Raw genomic sequence first — 14,472 nt, 5'->3', positions numbered from 1 at the left:
TGGCCTTAGTCGCGGCTCCAGTTTCCGAGGCTAGTCTGACGACGGTGCATGCGGCGCTCCAACACATCGATGCCCTGCTCTGACGCGATCTCGTACTCGTCGTCGGTGAGCAGCACCAGCTCCAGCAGCAGCGTCATGCGTGCCGGGGCGTCGTCGGTGGCGGGCTCATTGACCAGCGGCGTGCCGCGGTCGAAGATCTGCGGCTCGCGCAGCAGACCGTGGTGGACGGTGAGCGCCGGGTCGTTCACCAACCCCGGAAGCGCAGTGCCCGGCTGCCCCGGAATGCCCGCAGTGACCAGCGTGTTCCATGCACCCGCAACGGCCATGACAGGCTGCTGCGGGGTCGCACCGTCAGCGGCGCAGATGATCTCGCAGCGCACCTCCGTTACGGGAGCAGCGCCGGTGCCATCCGTTTCGGGATCGTCGACGACGAGGCCGCTGTCGATCCCGCTGAACCCAACGCTGACCGTCGCCGGAATCACCGGTGCGACCCCGATGGCCATCCCGTTAACGTCGAGAAGGTCCATGGGACCCAGAACGTCGGTGAGCCAGGCGTGTGTCTCCTGCGGTGTCACTAGCCCTCGAGCTTCTCCAGTGCCGCGAGGAGCACGCAGGTGGCCACGCCGTCCATGGCGGTGCGCACTTCGTCGATAGGCGGAAGCGACGGCGCGAGACGGATGTTGCGGTCGTTCGGGTCCTCCCCCTTCGGGAAAGCGGAACCGGCCTTGGTCAGGGTGATGCCGGCCTCTCGGGCGAGCTCCCACACGCGGTGGGCGGTGCCGTCGATGACGTCGAGGGAAATGAAGTAGCCGCCGGCCGGGGTGGTCCAGCGCGCGACCTCGTACTCGCCGAGACGGTTCTCGAGGATCTCCAGGACCGCGTCGAATTTCGGCTTGAGGATCTGCGCGTGCTTCTGCATCAGCGCGCGCACGCCGTCGGCGTCGCCGAAGAACTTCGCGTGCGCCAGCTGGTTGACCTTATTCGGGCCGATGCCGCGGATACCTGCGATGGAGGCGTACCAGTCCAGGTTCTCCGTCGAGGACGCGAAGAAGGCCACGCCCGCGCCCGCGTGCGTGATCTTGGAGGTGGAGCTCATCACCCAGAAACGGTTCGCGTTGCCCGCCTCCTCCGCGATGCCGAGCACGTCGACGATGGCCGGGAAGTCCTCGGTGAAGGTGTGCACGGCGTAGGCGTTATCCCACACAATGCGGAAGTCGGGCGCCGCGGTCTCCATCGTGGCGAGCGCACGCGCGACTTCCTCCGTCGCTGTCACGCCGGACGGGTTGGCGAACATCGGCACGACCCACATGCCTTTCACCGCCGGGTCCTTGACCAGCTCGGCGACGGCGTCCGCATCCGGGCCGTCTTCCAGCATGGGCACAGAGACCATCTCGAAGCCGAGCTTCTCAGCGATAGCGAAGTGACGGTCGTAGCCCGGCACCGGACAGATCCACTTGACGGTCTCCTCTTCGCGCCACGGGCGCTCCGAATCGTTGTTGCCGAAGATGAACGACCAGCTGATCAGGTCGAACATGATGTTCAGCGAGGAGGAATCCTCCGCGTACAGATTGTCTACCGACACGCCGATGAGCTCGGCCCAGATCTCCCGGATGTCCTTAATGCCCTTGAGGTTGCCGTAATTGCGCACATCCGCGCCCGCAGCATCCACGTAGTTGTCCCTGCCCGGCAGCTCTAGCAGCTCGTTGCTGAGGTCCAGCTGCTCCGACGACGGTTTCCCGCGCGTTAGGTCCAAGTCCAGGTTGCGGGCCTTGAGGGTTTCATATTCCTCGCGCACCTTCGCCGCGAGTTCCTCACGGGCAGCGGGGTCCAGATTGAGCAGGGACATTGTGGGATCACTTCCTTCGAAGGAGTGGACTTTCTACGTCGCCCAGACTACATGCGCCCTGCACCCATAGCCCCCAGCGGATCCGGGCAAAATAAAGGGACCCCACGCACCTGCCAGAGCTCGCTGACCCTTGCTGCGTTCCCGCCCTGGGGGAGTTCACAAGATATGCACCACGTGGGATCCTGCGGGCAAGTTTAGTAGCTTGCGGCAAGCAGTTCAAAAACCGCGCTTTTCGCGTATCGACGCCCCCTCCCACCACCAATTTTGTCCCTCCCCCTCTATCCGCTAAAGTAGTGCCTCGACGCGTTGCGCCGGGGCTTGCCCTTGCACAACGGTGACGTCGCTGGAGGATTCGACTAGCGGCCTATGTCACACGCCTGGAACGCGTGCGGGTTTCACGACCCTCGTGGGTTCAAATCCCACATCCTCCGCAATGTCTCCCAGCCCACACTCAAGGGCTGGGAGATTTTTCGTCATGCCCACAAAAATTGCTCGCCAGAAAGCATGTCTGGCTCGAACTTCCGCATCAACTCATCCGCGCTAGTCGCGCCCTCCACGCCGACCGAGGAGGCGAGTTGCCCAATGATTTCTGTGATTGTTCGGCGAGCCAACATGTCCCGCAACGTGACAGCACCGTCACGCTTGGCTAACCGATTTCCTTGGGCATTAACGACAAGCGGAACATGAATGTACTTCGGCTGGGGCAGCCCGAGTTGGTCGGCGAGGTACGCCTGCGCGGGTGCGGAACCGAGAAGGTCGTCGCCGCGGACGATCTGGTCGATATTCTGGGCGCCGTCGTCGACAACCACAGCGAGGTTGTACGCCCAATCCCCCGCTTGTGCTTGGTTCATGTTCCCGCCGCGTTTGAGAATCACGTCGTCGACTGGGCCGGTGAACTCGCCTTTGTAGTAGTCGGACACGGTCCACTTAAGGTCAAGCGCACGCAGACGGATGGCGGGGAGGCGGCCTTCGGTGGCGAGCTGGGAACGTCGATAAGCGCGCTCCTCTTCCGTGAGGTCGCGGCACGTGCCTGGATACATGCCTGGCTGGGCGTGAGGTGCGGACGCCGCCTCCCGGATATCGCGGCGTGAGCAATAACATTCATACGTGTCGAGCTGCTCCAACGCCGCCGCGTACGCATCACCGCGTTCATGCTGGTAGATGACCGGCTCATCCCACTCAATGCCCAGCGTCGCGAGATCCTCCAGCTGGCGCCGGGCCGATTCCATGCTGGAACGCTCCGAATCAATGTCCTCCACGCGTATGTAGAACTTGCGGCCCGACTGGCGCGCAAACAACCACGCAAGCACCGCCGTGCGCAAATTGCCGAAGTGGAGATCCCCACTCGGACTCGGTGCATATCGGCCAGCTGCGGATTGTGAATGAGACATATGTGCAATGATATTGCGCATGTCGAACCCCATCTCCCACCCGCACCCCATCGCGCGCTCGCCGTACCCGTACCTGCTTGCGGTGTTCTGCGCAGTCTTCCTCATCTCAAATATCACCGCGCAGAAGGGCGTCGAGCTCGGGCCACTCGTCACCGACGGCGCGTTCTTCCTCTTCCCCATCTCGTACGTCATCGGCGACGTGATCGCCGAAGTCTACGGCTTCAAAGCCGCCCGCCGTGCTGTGTTCACCGGTTTCGGTATCGCCGTGCTCGCGGTGCTGTCCTTCTACATCGCGATCTGGCTGCCCGCCGCCAGCTTCTACGACATGCAAGACACCTTCGCCGCCGTGCTGGGGCTGCTGCCGCGCATCATCTTGGCGTCACTGACCGGTTACGTCGTGGGCCAACTGCTCAACGCGTGGGTGCTGCAGAAAATGAAGGACCGCTTCGGCACCGACCGTCTGTGGGCGCGCCTGATCGGTTCGACGGTTGTGGGCGAATTCGCCGATACCCTGCTGTTCTGCTCCATCGCCGCCGGCGTGATCGGTATCGACTCCGTCGGCGCATTCGTGAACTACGTCATCGTCGGGTTCCTGTGGAAGACCCTCATGGAGGTCGTCCTGCTGCCGGTCACCTACCCGACGATTGCCGCCGTGCGCCGCGCCGAGGAGCGCGCGAGCGCGGTGACGGCTTAATCCGACCAGGGGTTGATGCACGGTACCCGGAATGGGATGAAGTCACGCTCATTCCGGGTCACAACAGCGAGACCATGCAACTGCGCTGTTGCCGCGATGAAAGAATCCGCCAGAGGGCGGGGATCATCCACGTGCAGGCGAGCCGCATGCGCAGCAACCGCAGCATCAAGCGGTAGTACCCGCCCTTCGAAGGACGGTTTCACCTGATCTTCGATCCACGCCCGCAGCTTCGCGCCTTGCACTGGATCGCGGCGTTCCTTCAGCGACACCCCCAGCTCAAGCTCGAAGATGGTGACGGCCGAGAGAAATTGCTCGACAAGCGGGTGTTTTGTCGACCAGGCCAACACTCCGGGATTGACTTTCGAGGCGGGCTTTCGAAGCTCGCTGACCACGTTGGTGTCCAGCAGGAAACTCATAGCTCCGGATTCCTCAGACCGAATTCCATGCGGGCCGGTTCAAATTCGATGTCCTCGTCCATGTGGAGGCGACTCGCCCAATTAGATGTGTTCGCCACGAGCTCCTCGTAACGCTCCGCCGACAACAGCACATGCGATGCGCGGCCGCGGTCAGTGATCACCACTGGCCCATCAAGAGCAGCGCGCTTAGCGGCGCTGACATCGCGGTTGAATTCCCGGGCGCTCAGCGTTGTCATCCCACACCTCCTGTAGGTACATACCTACATCCTAGGACGTTTCAGTGCCCCGCGTAATAGCGCCCGAGGAACTCGTCGCGGTAAGCCTCGTAGTCACCGGCGTCGATCGCGGCGCGGATATTGTCCACCAGGCGCACCATGAACTCGAGGTTGTGCAGGGTGCACAGGGTGCCGGCGAGGAATTCCTTCGCGCGCAGCAGGTGGTGGATATAGGCGCGGGAGTAGTTCTCGGAGACATAGCCGCCGAATTCCTCGTCCACGCCGGAGAAATCGCGGCGGAAGCGGGCGGCCATGAGGTTCATGCGGCCGTCCAAGGTGTACACCCCGCCGCGGCGGCCGAGGCGGGTCGGGGCGACGCAGTCGAAGGTGTCGGCACCGGCCTCGATGGCGGTGAACAGGTCGTCGGGCTCGGAAATGCCCAGCAGGTGGCGGGGCTTGTCCTCCGGCAGCTCGTCGGTGACCCAGCCGACGATGGTGCCCAGGTTCTCCTTCTCCAGGGCTCCGCCGATGCCGAAACCTCCGAAACCGCGGCGGCCTTCGGCGCGGGCTTCCTCGTCCAGGGCGATCAGTCCACGGGTGGCCTGGCGGCGCAGGTCCTCGTACTGGGCGCCCTGCACCACGCCCCAGAGGGATTGGAGGGGTTTGTGGGGGCGGGCCGTCGATAAGCGATCGTGCTCGATGAGGCATCGACGTGCCCACTGGCGGGTTCGCTCGACGGAATGCTCCTGGTAGGCGCGGGTATCCACGAGCGTGGTCAGCTCGTCGAAGGCGAACATGATGTCGGCGCCGAGCTGGTGCTGTATCTGCATGGACACCTCCGGTGTGAAGCGGTGGGAGGAGCCGTCGATGAAGGACTTGAAGTCGACACCGTCGTCGTCGACACGCGCCATGCGGTCCTTGTTGGCGGCGCGGATGTCCTCGTCGGTGAGTCCGGCGACGTCCATGGCCAGGACCTTCTTGAAGCCGACGCCCAGGCTCATGACCTGGAACCCGCCGGAGTCGGTGTAGGTGGGGCCGTGCCAGTTCTCGAAGGCGGCCACTCCCCCGGCCTCGTCCACGATGTCGGGGCCGGGCTGGAGATAGAGGTGGTACGCGTTGGACAGGATGGCCTGCGCGCCCGTCTGACGGATCTGCTCCGGGGTGAGCGTTTTCACCGTCGCCTTGGTGGCTACCGGGATGAACGCGGGCGTCTGGATGTCGCCGTGCGGGGTGTGGATCACGCCGGTGCGGCCGTGGCGGCCCGGGGCCTCCTCGAGGCGGGTGCCCACCTCGAAGCTGAGGTCGACGCGGGAACCGGTACCAGATGTGTCGGTCATGAGGGGACGTGCTCCTTGTCAGACTCGGGCTCGAATTCGCGCTCCAGCTCCTCGCCCTCGATGTCCAGGTTGGGCAGGATGCGGTCGAGCCATTTCGGCATCCACCAGGTGGTGGTGCCCAGGATGAACATGGTGGCGGGGACGAGGGCCATGCGGACGAAGAAGGCATCGAAAAGCACGGCGGCGCCGAGCGCGAAGCCGAAGATCTTGATGAACGGCAGGGGTTGGTCGATGAACGCGACGAAGACCGCGATCATGATGATGGCGGCGGCGGTGACCACGCGCGCGCCTTGGACGAAGCCTTCGACGGTGGATTCTTCGACGGCGTCGAGGACCGCCTCCGGATCGTCGTCCCGGCGGCGCAGCCGCGTGTACTGCTCGCGCATGCGGGTGACCAGGAAGACTTGGTAGTCCATCGCCAGGCCGAAGGTGACGCCGATCAGCAGGATCGGCAGGAAGGACAGGATCGGCCCAGGCGTGTTCACCAGGCCGGTCAGGCCGTTTTGGAAAACTTCGACGGTCGCGCCGAAAGCAGCACCGACGGACAGCAGGAAGCCGAGGCCCGCGACGAGCGGCACGAGGATGGAGCGGAAAACGATGATGAGCAGCAGGACCGCCAAGCCCACCACGATTCCAAGGTACAGCGGCATCGCGTCGGCGAGCTCTTCCGTGATGTCCATCTGCACGGCGGTGAAGCCGGTCAAGCCGACGTCGGTGCCGGTGGCGTCCTCAATCTCGGCGTCCATTTCGCGCAGCGCGTGCGCGGTATCCACCGTCAATTGGTCGTCGGGCCCGCCCTTCGGGGTCGCCAGGATCTGCGCGGCGGTGAAATCGTCGTTGACGCCGACCAGCTGCGCGTGACGCACGCCGGTCACGGTGCCCGCGCGCTCCATCGCGTACATGAAGGAGGACAACGCCGCCTTTTGCTTATCGGCGTCCCCTGCTCCCTCCACCGCCTCATCCGGGATGGAGTTCATGTACGGGGCGAGCGCCTGCGTATCCGGGTTGACGTCGTGTGCGTCGACCACGAGCAAGAATGGCGCGTTGACGCCTGCGCCGAAGCCCTCCGCCATGAGGTCGGCGGACTTGCGCTGGGTGGTGTCGGTATCGCCGTTGGAATCCGACGGCAGGGACATTTCCATCTGCAGCACCGGCAGCGAGCACACTCCAAGCAGGACCACGACGACGGCCATGACCAGTGCGGGAGTTCGGCGCACGGTGTTCACCCAGGCGCGGCCGAGAGAGCGGGTGTTCAGGTCCTTGCCCGGGCGGTCGCCGGGGCCGGGATTGCCTGCCACACCGGGGATTGTGCCCCCGAAGATTTTGTCGCCGAGCAGACCCATCAGTGCCGGTAGCAGCGTGATGGCCACGGCCACGGCGATAGCCACGGTCGCCGCGGCGGACAGGCCCATCCAGGAGAGGAATTCGATGCGGGCGAGCACCAGCGCGACAAGCGCAGTGAACACGGTGGTGCCGGCGAACACGACCGACGAGCCAGCAGTACCGACAGCGAGGCCGGCGGCCTCCGCGCCCGGCAGGCGACGGCGCTCCTGCTTGTAGCGCGAGAGGATGAACAGGGCGTAGTCGATGCCCACAGCCAAGCCGATCATGACGGCCATGACCGGGGTGACCTCATTGAGCTCCGTGAAACGGGTGGCCATGAGAATGAGGAAAGTTCCCAGTCCCACGCCAATCACGGCGGTGATCACCGGCATGCCGGCGGCGACGAGGGAGCCGAAGGTGACCAGCATGACCACAAACGCCACGGCGATGCCGATGATCTCACTGGTCGTCTTGATCTCGATGGGATCGCCGAAGCCCGGACCGCCGGCCTCCACCTGCAGTCCCTTCGAGCGGCCGAGATCGAGCGCCTCGTTGACCACGGCGCGTTCCTCATCAGTGACCTGCATGGAGGTTTCCGCGCCGAATTCGAAAGTGGTGTAGCCGATGCGCGCATCCTCAGACAGCAGGCGCACATTGTCGGCATCCGCCTGGGCGCGCTCCTCGGGCAGTCCCATCTCCGTCATCTGGGAGACGATCTGTTCCGTCTGTTCCTTCGAGACGGTGACGGGATTGCCTAAGCGGTCTTTGCCGCCCATCTCGGGCAGGTTGTCCTCGATATACGCGACTGTCTCGTCGATCGCGGCCATATTCGCCTTATCGTCGAGGCGCTGGCCCTCGGGAGCTTTGAACACCAGGTTCACCGAAGGGGCCTGGACCGGGTCGCTGATCCCGGGGAAATTCTCGCCGAGGGACTCGAGTGCGTCGATCGACGGTGTTCCGGAAATGGCGAAGTCGGATGACAGCGGCTTCGATAGCGTCAGCGCGCCGCCCACACCGGCGGCGAAGAGCAGCAGCCAGGCGACGATGACCTTCCATTTATTCAGGAATGACCATTTGCCGAGCCGGTAGAGGAACTTCGCCACGGGAATCCTTTCCTAAAAACAAAAAGTTCGTGGTTTGGGCAATGAGCACGGCGACATTTCGCCGAATTTTACCCAAACCACGAACTTCGTGAAAGTGGCGGTAGCGGCGGGATTTGAACCCGCGGAGGTTTTACCCTCACTCGCTTTCGAGGCGAGTACCTTCGGCCGCTCGGACACGCTACCGCAGAACAGAGTAGCGGTAGCGCCGCCGGGGAACCAAATTCCTAGGCCCCCGGGCCGAAGCCGCCGGGGAGCGACGGTTTAGTTCTCGTCGCGTGCGTCCTGGATCTTGCCAGCGACCTCGTTGGCCTCGTCCTTGATAGCGTCGCCCGCCTCGTTCAGCTTGTCCTTCACACCACCGGAGAGCTGGTCAGCCTTGCCCTCGTTCTCCAGGGACTCGTTATCGGTAACGTTGCCCAGAGCTTCCTTAGCGTCGCCCTTGACCTGGTCCAGCTTGCCGTTGAGATCAGCCATGATCTGTCTCCTTCTAAGTTGCTTTCGCTTACTTGGCCCATGCTAGAGAATCCGAGGCGACGGTTGGGTAACGATTCAATGTCAATCCCCAACGCGCACCGCCGATCAGCGCAAACGATCGAAAAACCCGGTCATGAGAGCAGCGGTTTCAGCCTCCAGGACACCGCCGCGCACCTCGACGGTGTGGATGTGGGGCGGGTCGCGGAGGACGTCGATAAGCGATCCGACGGCTCCCGTCTTGGGCTCGTACGCACCGAAGACGACGCTTTTCATGCGCGCGCCCAAAATGGCACCGGCGCACATCGTGCACGGTTCGAGGGTGACCACGAGCTCGCAGCCGTCGAGCCGCCAGGTGCCCAGGGCGCGCGCCGCTTCGCGCGTTGCGACGATCTCCGCGTGCCCGGCCGGGTCCTGGTCCGTCTCGCGGCGGTTGGTGCCGGTAGCCAGCTGCCTCCCGTCGGGACCGTATATGACAGCGCCGACGGGGATATCCGCCTCCGGCGTGGTGCGGGCGACCTCGATGGCGCGGCGCATCCGCTGTTCGGCGCGTTGTTCGAGCTGGCTCATGACGGGGCTAATTCAACGCCCGGTCGAGCTCGTCGATGAAACCGAGCTCGTCGGCGATCCGGTCGATGACATCAGACGGGTCGGCGGCGGAGTCGTCGATAAGCACGCTCATGACCTCCTCGCTTACACCCACGTCCTCGAGGATCCGGAAGTCGCCGTCGGCCCAACCGTCGATGTTGTCCAGCTCGTCCGGGTCGATGTCGGGGATGTCGATGCCGGCGGTGTCCAGGACCTCTGCCGCGAAATCGTCATCGACCGCCATCGTCGCATCGGAGATGAGCACGCGCGTGCGCGACGGGCCGGGGCGCACGATGACGAGGTACTCCTCCTCGACATTGATAAGCGCGAACGCCGCACCCTCGCTGCGGAGGCCGCGGACCGCACCTATAGAGGTATCTAGATTCTCGAAGTCATCGTCGAATTCCGCGACGACCCATTCTCCGTCGCGCCTGGCCACAGTGACCGCGTAGCCGTCATCGAAGGCTCCGTCGTACCCCCCGCCCGAGCTGGCTTCCGCATGTCCGTCGTTCATGCCTAGTCAGACTACTCGCGTTGTGGAAAGCTTGTCGGCGTGAACGAGCAACACCGTATGTCAGGTAGCCAGGGGTCCAGTGCGCGCGTCGGGGCACGGCGTCCCCTGCCCACGACCTGCATTATCGGGCTGGGGCTCATCGGCGGATCCATCATGCGCGACCTTGACGCCGCTGGTGCGCCGGTCTACGGCTATACGCACTCCCGCTCCGGCATGCGCGATGCCGCGCGCGAAGGCTTCGATGTCTCCGACGACCTGTCGCGTGTGCTCTCCCGCGCCTCCTCCGACCACGCTCTCATCGTGATCGCCGTTCCAATGCACGCGGTGGAGGATGTGCTCGACTCAATCGCGATGTATGCGCCAAACTGCGGCATCACCGATGTGGTCAGCGTGAAAAAGCCCGTCGACGAACTGGTGCGGGCCCGCGGCATGCGGGAACGTTACGTCGGCGGCCACCCCATGTCGGGCACCGAGGACTCCGGCTGGGGTGCGTCGCGCGTCGGGCTGTTCACCCGCGCCGCCTGGGCGATCACCTACGACTACGCCAAGGAGTGCGAGGACGCCGGACGCCGCGTGTCCGCGGACTGGGTGGATATCTTCGGTCAGGTCTGCGAGCTCGCGCGCGTCTGCGGTGCGGAAGCCGTCCCGGTGTCCGTGGACAAGCACGACGAGGCCGTCGCTCGCGTGTCGCACCTCCCGCACGTTTTGGCCGAGGCCCTTGCCGTCGTCGGCGACCGCGGCGGCACACTCGCCCAGTCCCTGGCCGCCGGCTCCTTCCGCGGCGCGACGCGAGTGGCCGGCACCGAGCCGCAACTGGTCCGCGCCATGTGCGAGACCAACGCCGATGCCGTGGTGAAGACCTTGGACGAGATCATCCCGCTGCTGCAGGACGCGCGCGCCTCCTTAGCCGCGCCCGAACCCGACCTGGAACAGCTCGTCGGCGCCGGCTACCGCGCCGTGACCCGCATGGGTGCGCGCAAGGGTGCCCGCGCCGAGTCGGTCTCCCCCATCAAGATCTCGTCGCGGCCCGTCATGCGCATACAGCTCGGCGCGCACGGCTGGGTGAAAGCCCTACGGCAGACCGAGTCGCTCGGCGGGCGCATAGACGTGTTCTAATCCCTGTTTGACCTCGGGCGATGTCGCCAATCAGACAGCGGGGCATGCAGTGACCTCCCCGTACCTAGCTCGCCACTGGGTGGAGCTTGTGCAAAGATGAACTGCCTGAAGAACCTGAATTTTCAGTGTGGTTTATCTGGAGGTCTGCATGACAACGATTTCAGCTCGGGGGCTCTATAAAGTCTTCGGCAAGGATCCGAAGAAAGCGATCGCCGCTCTCGAAAACGGCGCGAGCCGCGAAGAACTAATGGAAAAAGGCAGTACAGCTGCCGTCATCGACGCCTCTTTCGACGTAGAACCCGGCGAGATTTTCGTCATCATGGGCCTGTCCGGCTGCGGCAAGTCCACGCTCATCCGCATGGTCAACGGGCTCCTGCCCGCCTCCGGAGGCACTCTCGAGATCGACGGCACTCCTCTGACGGAGATGTCCGAATCCCAGCTGCGCGAGCTGCGACGCGACAAAATCTCCATGGTCTTCCAGCATTTCGCGCTGCTCCCCCACCGCACGGTGCTGCAGAACGCGGCTTACGGTCTGGAGATCAAGGGCGTGCCCAAGGCCGAGCGCGAGGAGAAGGCACACGAGGCGCTGCGCATGGTCGACCTCGACGGGTGGGCCGACTATATGCCGGGCGAGCTTTCCGGCGGCATGCAGCAGCGCGTGGGCCTCGCCCGCGCGCTCGCCGCAGACACTGACGTTCTGCTCATGGACGAGGCGTTTTCCGCGCTCGACCCGTTGATCCGCAAGGACATGCAGGATCAGCTCATCGAGCTGCAGGGCAAACTGAACAAGACCATTTTGTTCATCACCCACGACCTCAACGAGGCTATGCGCATCGGCGACCGCATCGCGATGATGCGGTCCGGCCGCATCGAGCAGATCGGCACTGCCGAAGAAATCCTCCAGAATCCGGCGAATAACTTCGTCGCCGACTTCGTCAAAGACGTCGACCGCTCGCGCGTGCTCACCGCCGACAACATCGTCGAGCAGCCGAAGGAGACCCTCGGCGCAGGCCACGGCCCGCTTGCCGCGCAGAAACTCCTGCGCGAGACGCAGAACCCGTGGCTCGTCGTGCTCAACCGCGACCGCACGCCCGCGGGCGTGGTGTGGGAAGACGCCGTCGCCCGCGCCGTGCGCAACAGCGAGGACGCACTTCCGCTTAACGACGGCCCGGCCACCCACACCGTCCACAAAGACACTCCCCTCCACGAGCTGTTCCAGCTCTCCGCAGACTCCCCGACCCCGATCGTGGTCACGGACGACGCCGGTAGGTTCTGCGGAGTCGTCCCCCGCGTGACGCTACTGTCCGCCGCGGCCACCGAGAGCAGCGACACAGCCACGACCACCGTGGCCGACGACGACGCTGCCCGCGCTGAAACCACTGGAAACACCACGAGCATTGAGGTGAACGAGTAATGGACCAGACCTTGATTCCCCGCATCAACGTCGGCGACTGGGTCAGCGACGGCATCGATTGGCTCACAGATAACGCCACTTGGCTTTTCGACGCGTTCAGCACCGTCATGACCCTCCTCGTCGAGGGCTTTTCCGACATACTGCTATCCATTCCGGTCTTCATCCTGCTGGCCGTCCTGGTGCTCATCGCCTGGTTCATCCGCTCCTGGCGTCTGGCCCTGGGCGCACTGCTCGGCTTCTTGCTGGTGATGGGCATGCGGCAATGGGAGACCATGCTGCAGACCATGTCACTTGTGCTCGTGTCCACCCTGACCGCGGTGATCCTGGCGATCCCGCTGGGTATCTGGGCCGCGAAATCCGAGACGGTCAGCAAGATCGTCCGGCCGATCATGGACTTCATGCAGACAATGCCGGCGTTCGTCTACCTGATTCCGGCCGTGACTTTCTTCTCCATCGGTGTCGTGCCGGGCGTGTTCTCCACCATCATCTTCGCGTTGCCCCCGGGCGTGCGCATGACGGAGCTTGGTATCCGCCAGGTGGACAAGGAGACTGTCGAGGCCGGCCGCTCCTACGGCGCGACCCCGTGGCAGATTCTCCGTGGCATCCAGCTGCCGTTGGCTGTGCCTACGATCATGGCCGGCATCAACCAGGTCATCATGCTCTCGCTGTCCATGGCTGTCATCGCCGGCATGGTCGGCGCCGACGGCTTGGGTAAAGAAGTCACCGCCGCGATCTCGACGCTGGATGTCGCCCAGGGTGTCGAAGCAGGTCTGGCCGTGGTCATCCTGGCTGTTTACCTCGACCGCCTAACCGCCGCATTGGGCGATCTGAACGCATATAAGTCGTCTCTGCTGTCGCAGATCCGCAACCGTAAGGGCTAATAGAAGAGCCTTTAGCTGGAATTTTCCTTGGCTTAAGATTGGAATTTTCTCTACAATTGGTGGAATAACCCCACATCCGCTGGAAAATGCGCGCCGCTTCACCGCTGAGTCACTCGGGGTGAGGCGGCGCCGCCCTTTGCTGGCAGGTGCGGGGAAGACACGGAGATTCCGTCTTACACAGTCGAAGAAGGGACTTACTTTCAATGACCATCCGTAAAACGCTAGCTACGCTGTCTGCCGCCACGCTCATCTTCGGGCTGACGGCATGCTCCGACTCCGGCGACAGCGCCTCCGGCGAGGGCGGCGACGGAGACAAGGGCACGATCACCCTGGGCTACCTCCCGTCCTGGACTGACGGCCTGTCCACCGCGTACCTGCTGGAGAACAAGCTTGAGGCAGCGGGCTACAACGTCGAGCACGAGACGCTTACCGACGCCGCCGTCCTCTACGCCGGCCTGGCCAAGGGCGACATCGATATCTACCCGTCAGCATGGTCCGAAAAGACTCACGCGCAGTACATGGATAAGTACTCCGACGACATTGAGGATCTCGGCGCGTACTACGACAATGCGATTTTGACCTGGGCTGTCCCGGAGTACATGGAAGACATCAACTCCATTGAGGACCTCAAGGGCAAGGCAGACGACTTCGGCGGCAAGGTCGTCGGAATCGAGCCGGGCGCGGGCCTCACCAAGGCTTCGGAAGAGACCATCAGCGAGTACGGCCTGGATGCCGACGGCTACTCCCTGTCCACCTCGTCCACCCCGGCGATGCTCTCCGAGCTGCAGACCGCGGTGGACGGCGAAAAGGACATCGTCGTCACCCTGTGGCGTCCGTTCTGGGCGAACTCCAAGTTCCCGGTCAAGGACCTGGAGGACCCGAAGGGCGCGCTCGGCGAGCCGGAGTCCCTGCACTGGCTGGCACGCGATGGCTTCACCGAGGAGAACCCCGAGGTCGCCAAGTGGCTCGAGGGCCTGAAGCTTTCCGACGACGAGTACGGCTCCCTCGAGGACACCGTCGTCAACGAGTACGGCGAGGGCAAGGAGCCGGAGGCTATCGAGGCTTGGCTCAACGAGAATCCCGACATCGTCAAGGACCTGGAGAGCTAGTCTTCTGAGTTCCTAGCCACCCGGCCCCCTGCCCCACTGCGCCCTCCGCGTCGC

15 protein-coding genes, 2 tRNA genes and 1 other RNA gene are annotated in these 14,472 nt (G+C 64.0%); 6 read left to right on the top strand and 12 right to left on the bottom strand.

Going from position 1 to position 14,472, the window contains the following annotated elements; all coding sequences use genetic code 11:
* Positions 1 to 5 precede the first annotated feature (5 nt).
* The 3 genes from CAPP_RS00575 to ffs form a co-directional block, all read right to left on the bottom strand.
* The gene (locus CAPP_RS00575) at positions 6 to 575 is read right to left on the bottom strand and encodes a hypothetical protein (protein ID WP_076598167.1); all 570 of its coding nucleotides are present in this window, start codon (positions 573 to 575) and stop codon (positions 6 to 8) included.
* Positions 575 to 1,846: an aspartate aminotransferase type Ic gene (locus CAPP_RS00570; RefSeq protein WP_076598168.1), complete on the bottom strand. Its 1,272-nt coding sequence runs from the start codon at positions 1,844 to 1,846 to the stop codon at positions 575 to 577. The genes CAPP_RS00575 and CAPP_RS00570 overlap by 1 nt, the downstream gene beginning before the upstream one ends.
* A 90-nt stretch (positions 1,847 to 1,936) precedes the next feature.
* An RNA gene (ffs, locus tag CAPP_RS00565) (signal recognition particle sRNA small type) lies at positions 1,937 to 2,033 on the bottom strand.
* Between the two features lie 158 nt (positions 2,034 to 2,191).
* On the opposite strand from ffs, the gene CAPP_RS00560 reads away from it, so the two are divergent.
* Positions 2,192 to 2,277: transfer RNA gene (locus CAPP_RS00560), tRNA-Ser, on the top strand.
* Between the two features lie 42 nt (positions 2,278 to 2,319).
* Here the strand turns inward: CAPP_RS00560 and gluQRS are convergent.
* Positions 2,320 to 3,237, bottom strand: a complete 918-nt coding sequence (gene gluQRS / locus CAPP_RS00555; protein ID WP_076598169.1) for a tRNA glutamyl-Q(34) synthetase GluQRS — start codon at positions 3,235 to 3,237, stop codon at positions 2,320 to 2,322.
* Between the two features lie 19 nt (positions 3,238 to 3,256).
* Here gluQRS and CAPP_RS00550 point away from each other — a divergent pair, with 19 nt between their 5' ends.
* Positions 3,257 to 3,931 (top strand): queuosine precursor transporter, encoded by a 675-nt coding sequence (locus CAPP_RS00550; protein ID WP_143313806.1) that lies wholly within the window; start codon positions 3,257 to 3,259, stop codon positions 3,929 to 3,931.
* On the opposite strand, the gene CAPP_RS00545 is transcribed toward CAPP_RS00550, so the two are convergent.
* From CAPP_RS00545 to CAPP_RS00510, 8 genes are all read right to left on the bottom strand, one after another.
* Complete coding sequence (locus CAPP_RS00545; RefSeq protein WP_076598171.1) at positions 3,928 to 4,347, bottom strand: type II toxin-antitoxin system VapC family toxin; 420 nt, start codon at positions 4,345 to 4,347, stop codon at positions 3,928 to 3,930. The genes CAPP_RS00550 and CAPP_RS00545 overlap by 4 nt on opposite strands.
* Positions 4,344 to 4,583: a type II toxin-antitoxin system Phd/YefM family antitoxin gene (locus CAPP_RS00540; protein WP_076598172.1), complete on the bottom strand. Its 240-nt coding sequence runs from the start codon at positions 4,581 to 4,583 to the stop codon at positions 4,344 to 4,346. Before CAPP_RS00540 ends, CAPP_RS00545 begins: the two co-directional genes overlap by 4 nt.
* A gap of 41 nt (positions 4,584 to 4,624) precedes the next feature.
* Positions 4,625 to 5,899, bottom strand: a complete 1,275-nt coding sequence (tgt, locus tag CAPP_RS00535) for a tRNA guanosine(34) transglycosylase Tgt (RefSeq protein ID WP_076598173.1) — start codon at positions 5,897 to 5,899, stop codon at positions 4,625 to 4,627.
* Positions 5,896 to 8,325: an MMPL family transporter gene (locus CAPP_RS00530; RefSeq protein ID WP_076598174.1), complete on the bottom strand. Its 2,430-nt coding sequence runs from the start codon at positions 8,323 to 8,325 to the stop codon at positions 5,896 to 5,898. The genes tgt and CAPP_RS00530 overlap by 4 nt, the downstream gene beginning before the upstream one ends.
* Positions 8,326 to 8,420: 95 nt before the next feature.
* A tRNA-Ser gene (locus CAPP_RS00525) sits at positions 8,421 to 8,508 on the bottom strand.
* Positions 8,509 to 8,586: 78 nt separating this feature from the next.
* On the bottom strand, positions 8,587 to 8,799 hold the full coding sequence (locus tag CAPP_RS00520; protein WP_076598175.1) for a CsbD family protein: 213 nt from the start codon (positions 8,797 to 8,799) through the stop codon (positions 8,587 to 8,589).
* A 105-nt stretch (positions 8,800 to 8,904) separates the two neighbouring features.
* Entirely contained in the window at positions 8,905 to 9,366 is a 462-nt protein-coding gene (locus tag CAPP_RS00515) for a nucleoside deaminase (RefSeq protein WP_076598176.1), read from the bottom strand.
* Between the two features lie 7 nt (positions 9,367 to 9,373).
* A complete protein-coding gene (locus tag CAPP_RS00510) occupies positions 9,374 to 9,898 on the bottom strand; it encodes a tRNA adenosine deaminase-associated protein (RefSeq protein ID WP_076598177.1) in 525 nt (174 codons plus the stop codon).
* 57 nt (positions 9,899 to 9,955) lie between these two features.
* On the opposite strand from CAPP_RS00510, the gene CAPP_RS00505 reads away from it, so the two are divergent.
* The 4 genes from CAPP_RS00505 to CAPP_RS00490 all read left to right on the top strand — a co-directional run bounded on the left by CAPP_RS00505 (position 9,956) and on the right by CAPP_RS00490 (position 14,418).
* Positions 9,956 to 11,014 (top strand): prephenate dehydrogenase, encoded by a 1,059-nt coding sequence (locus tag CAPP_RS00505; protein WP_076598178.1) that lies wholly within the window; start codon positions 9,956 to 9,958, stop codon positions 11,012 to 11,014.
* A 148-nt stretch (positions 11,015 to 11,162) separates the two neighbouring features.
* On the top strand, positions 11,163 to 12,428 hold the full coding sequence (locus CAPP_RS00500; RefSeq protein WP_076598347.1) for a quaternary amine ABC transporter ATP-binding protein: 1,266 nt from the start codon (positions 11,163 to 11,165) through the stop codon (positions 12,426 to 12,428).
* Positions 12,428 to 13,309 (top strand): ABC transporter permease, encoded by an 882-nt coding sequence (locus tag CAPP_RS00495; protein WP_076598179.1) that lies wholly within the window; start codon positions 12,428 to 12,430, stop codon positions 13,307 to 13,309. The genes CAPP_RS00500 and CAPP_RS00495 overlap by 1 nt, the downstream gene beginning before the upstream one ends.
* A 203-nt stretch (positions 13,310 to 13,512) precedes the next feature.
* Positions 13,513 to 14,418 (top strand): glycine betaine ABC transporter substrate-binding protein, encoded by a 906-nt coding sequence (locus CAPP_RS00490; protein ID WP_076598180.1) that lies wholly within the window; start codon positions 13,513 to 13,515, stop codon positions 14,416 to 14,418.
* Positions 14,419 to 14,472 lie beyond the last annotated feature (54 nt).

The sequence above is a fragment of the Corynebacterium appendicis CIP 107643 genome, assembly GCF_030408415.1.
Taxonomy (GTDB): domain Bacteria; phylum Actinomycetota; class Actinomycetes; order Mycobacteriales; family Mycobacteriaceae; genus Corynebacterium; species Corynebacterium appendicis.
This window is presented reverse-complemented; position numbering and strand designations above follow the sequence as displayed.

What these genes read in the sequence shown, in the direction of transcription:
- CAPP_RS00570 (WP_076598168.1), bottom strand. Translation starts at nt 1,846, where the DNA reads ATGTCCCTGCTCAATCTGGACCCCGCTGCCCGTGAGGAACTCGCGGCG.
- gluQRS (WP_076598169.1), bottom strand. Translation starts at nt 3,237, where the DNA reads ATGTCTCATTCACAATCCGCAGCTGGCCGATATGCACCGAGTCCGAGT.
- CAPP_RS00550 (WP_143313806.1), top strand. Translation starts at nt 3,257, where the DNA reads ATGTCGAACCCCATCTCCCACCCGCACCCCATCGCGCGCTCGCCGTAC.
- CAPP_RS00545 (WP_076598171.1), bottom strand. Translation starts at nt 4,347, where the DNA reads ATGAGTTTCCTGCTGGACACCAACGTGGTCAGCGAGCTTCGAAAGCCC.
- CAPP_RS00540 (WP_076598172.1), bottom strand. Translation starts at nt 4,583, where the DNA reads ATGACAACGCTGAGCGCCCGGGAATTCAACCGCGATGTCAGCGCCGCT.
- tgt (WP_076598173.1), bottom strand. Translation starts at nt 5,899, where the DNA reads ATGACCGACACATCTGGTACCGGTTCCCGCGTCGACCTCAGCTTCGAG.
- CAPP_RS00520 (WP_076598175.1), bottom strand. Translation starts at nt 8,799, where the DNA reads ATGGCTGATCTCAACGGCAAGCTGGACCAGGTCAAGGGCGACGCTAAG.
- CAPP_RS00515 (WP_076598176.1), bottom strand. Translation starts at nt 9,366, where the DNA reads ATGAGCCAGCTCGAACAACGCGCCGAACAGCGGATGCGCCGCGCCATC.
- CAPP_RS00510 (WP_076598177.1), bottom strand. Translation starts at nt 9,898, where the DNA reads ATGAACGACGGACATGCGGAAGCCAGCTCGGGCGGGGGGTACGACGGA.
- CAPP_RS00505 (WP_076598178.1), top strand. Translation starts at nt 9,956, where the DNA reads ATGTCAGGTAGCCAGGGGTCCAGTGCGCGCGTCGGGGCACGGCGTCCC.
- CAPP_RS00500 (WP_076598347.1), top strand. Translation starts at nt 11,163, where the DNA reads ATGACAACGATTTCAGCTCGGGGGCTCTATAAAGTCTTCGGCAAGGAT.
- CAPP_RS00495 (WP_076598179.1), top strand. Translation starts at nt 12,428, where the DNA reads ATGGACCAGACCTTGATTCCCCGCATCAACGTCGGCGACTGGGTCAGC.
- CAPP_RS00490 (WP_076598180.1), top strand. Translation starts at nt 13,513, where the DNA reads ATGACCATCCGTAAAACGCTAGCTACGCTGTCTGCCGCCACGCTCATC.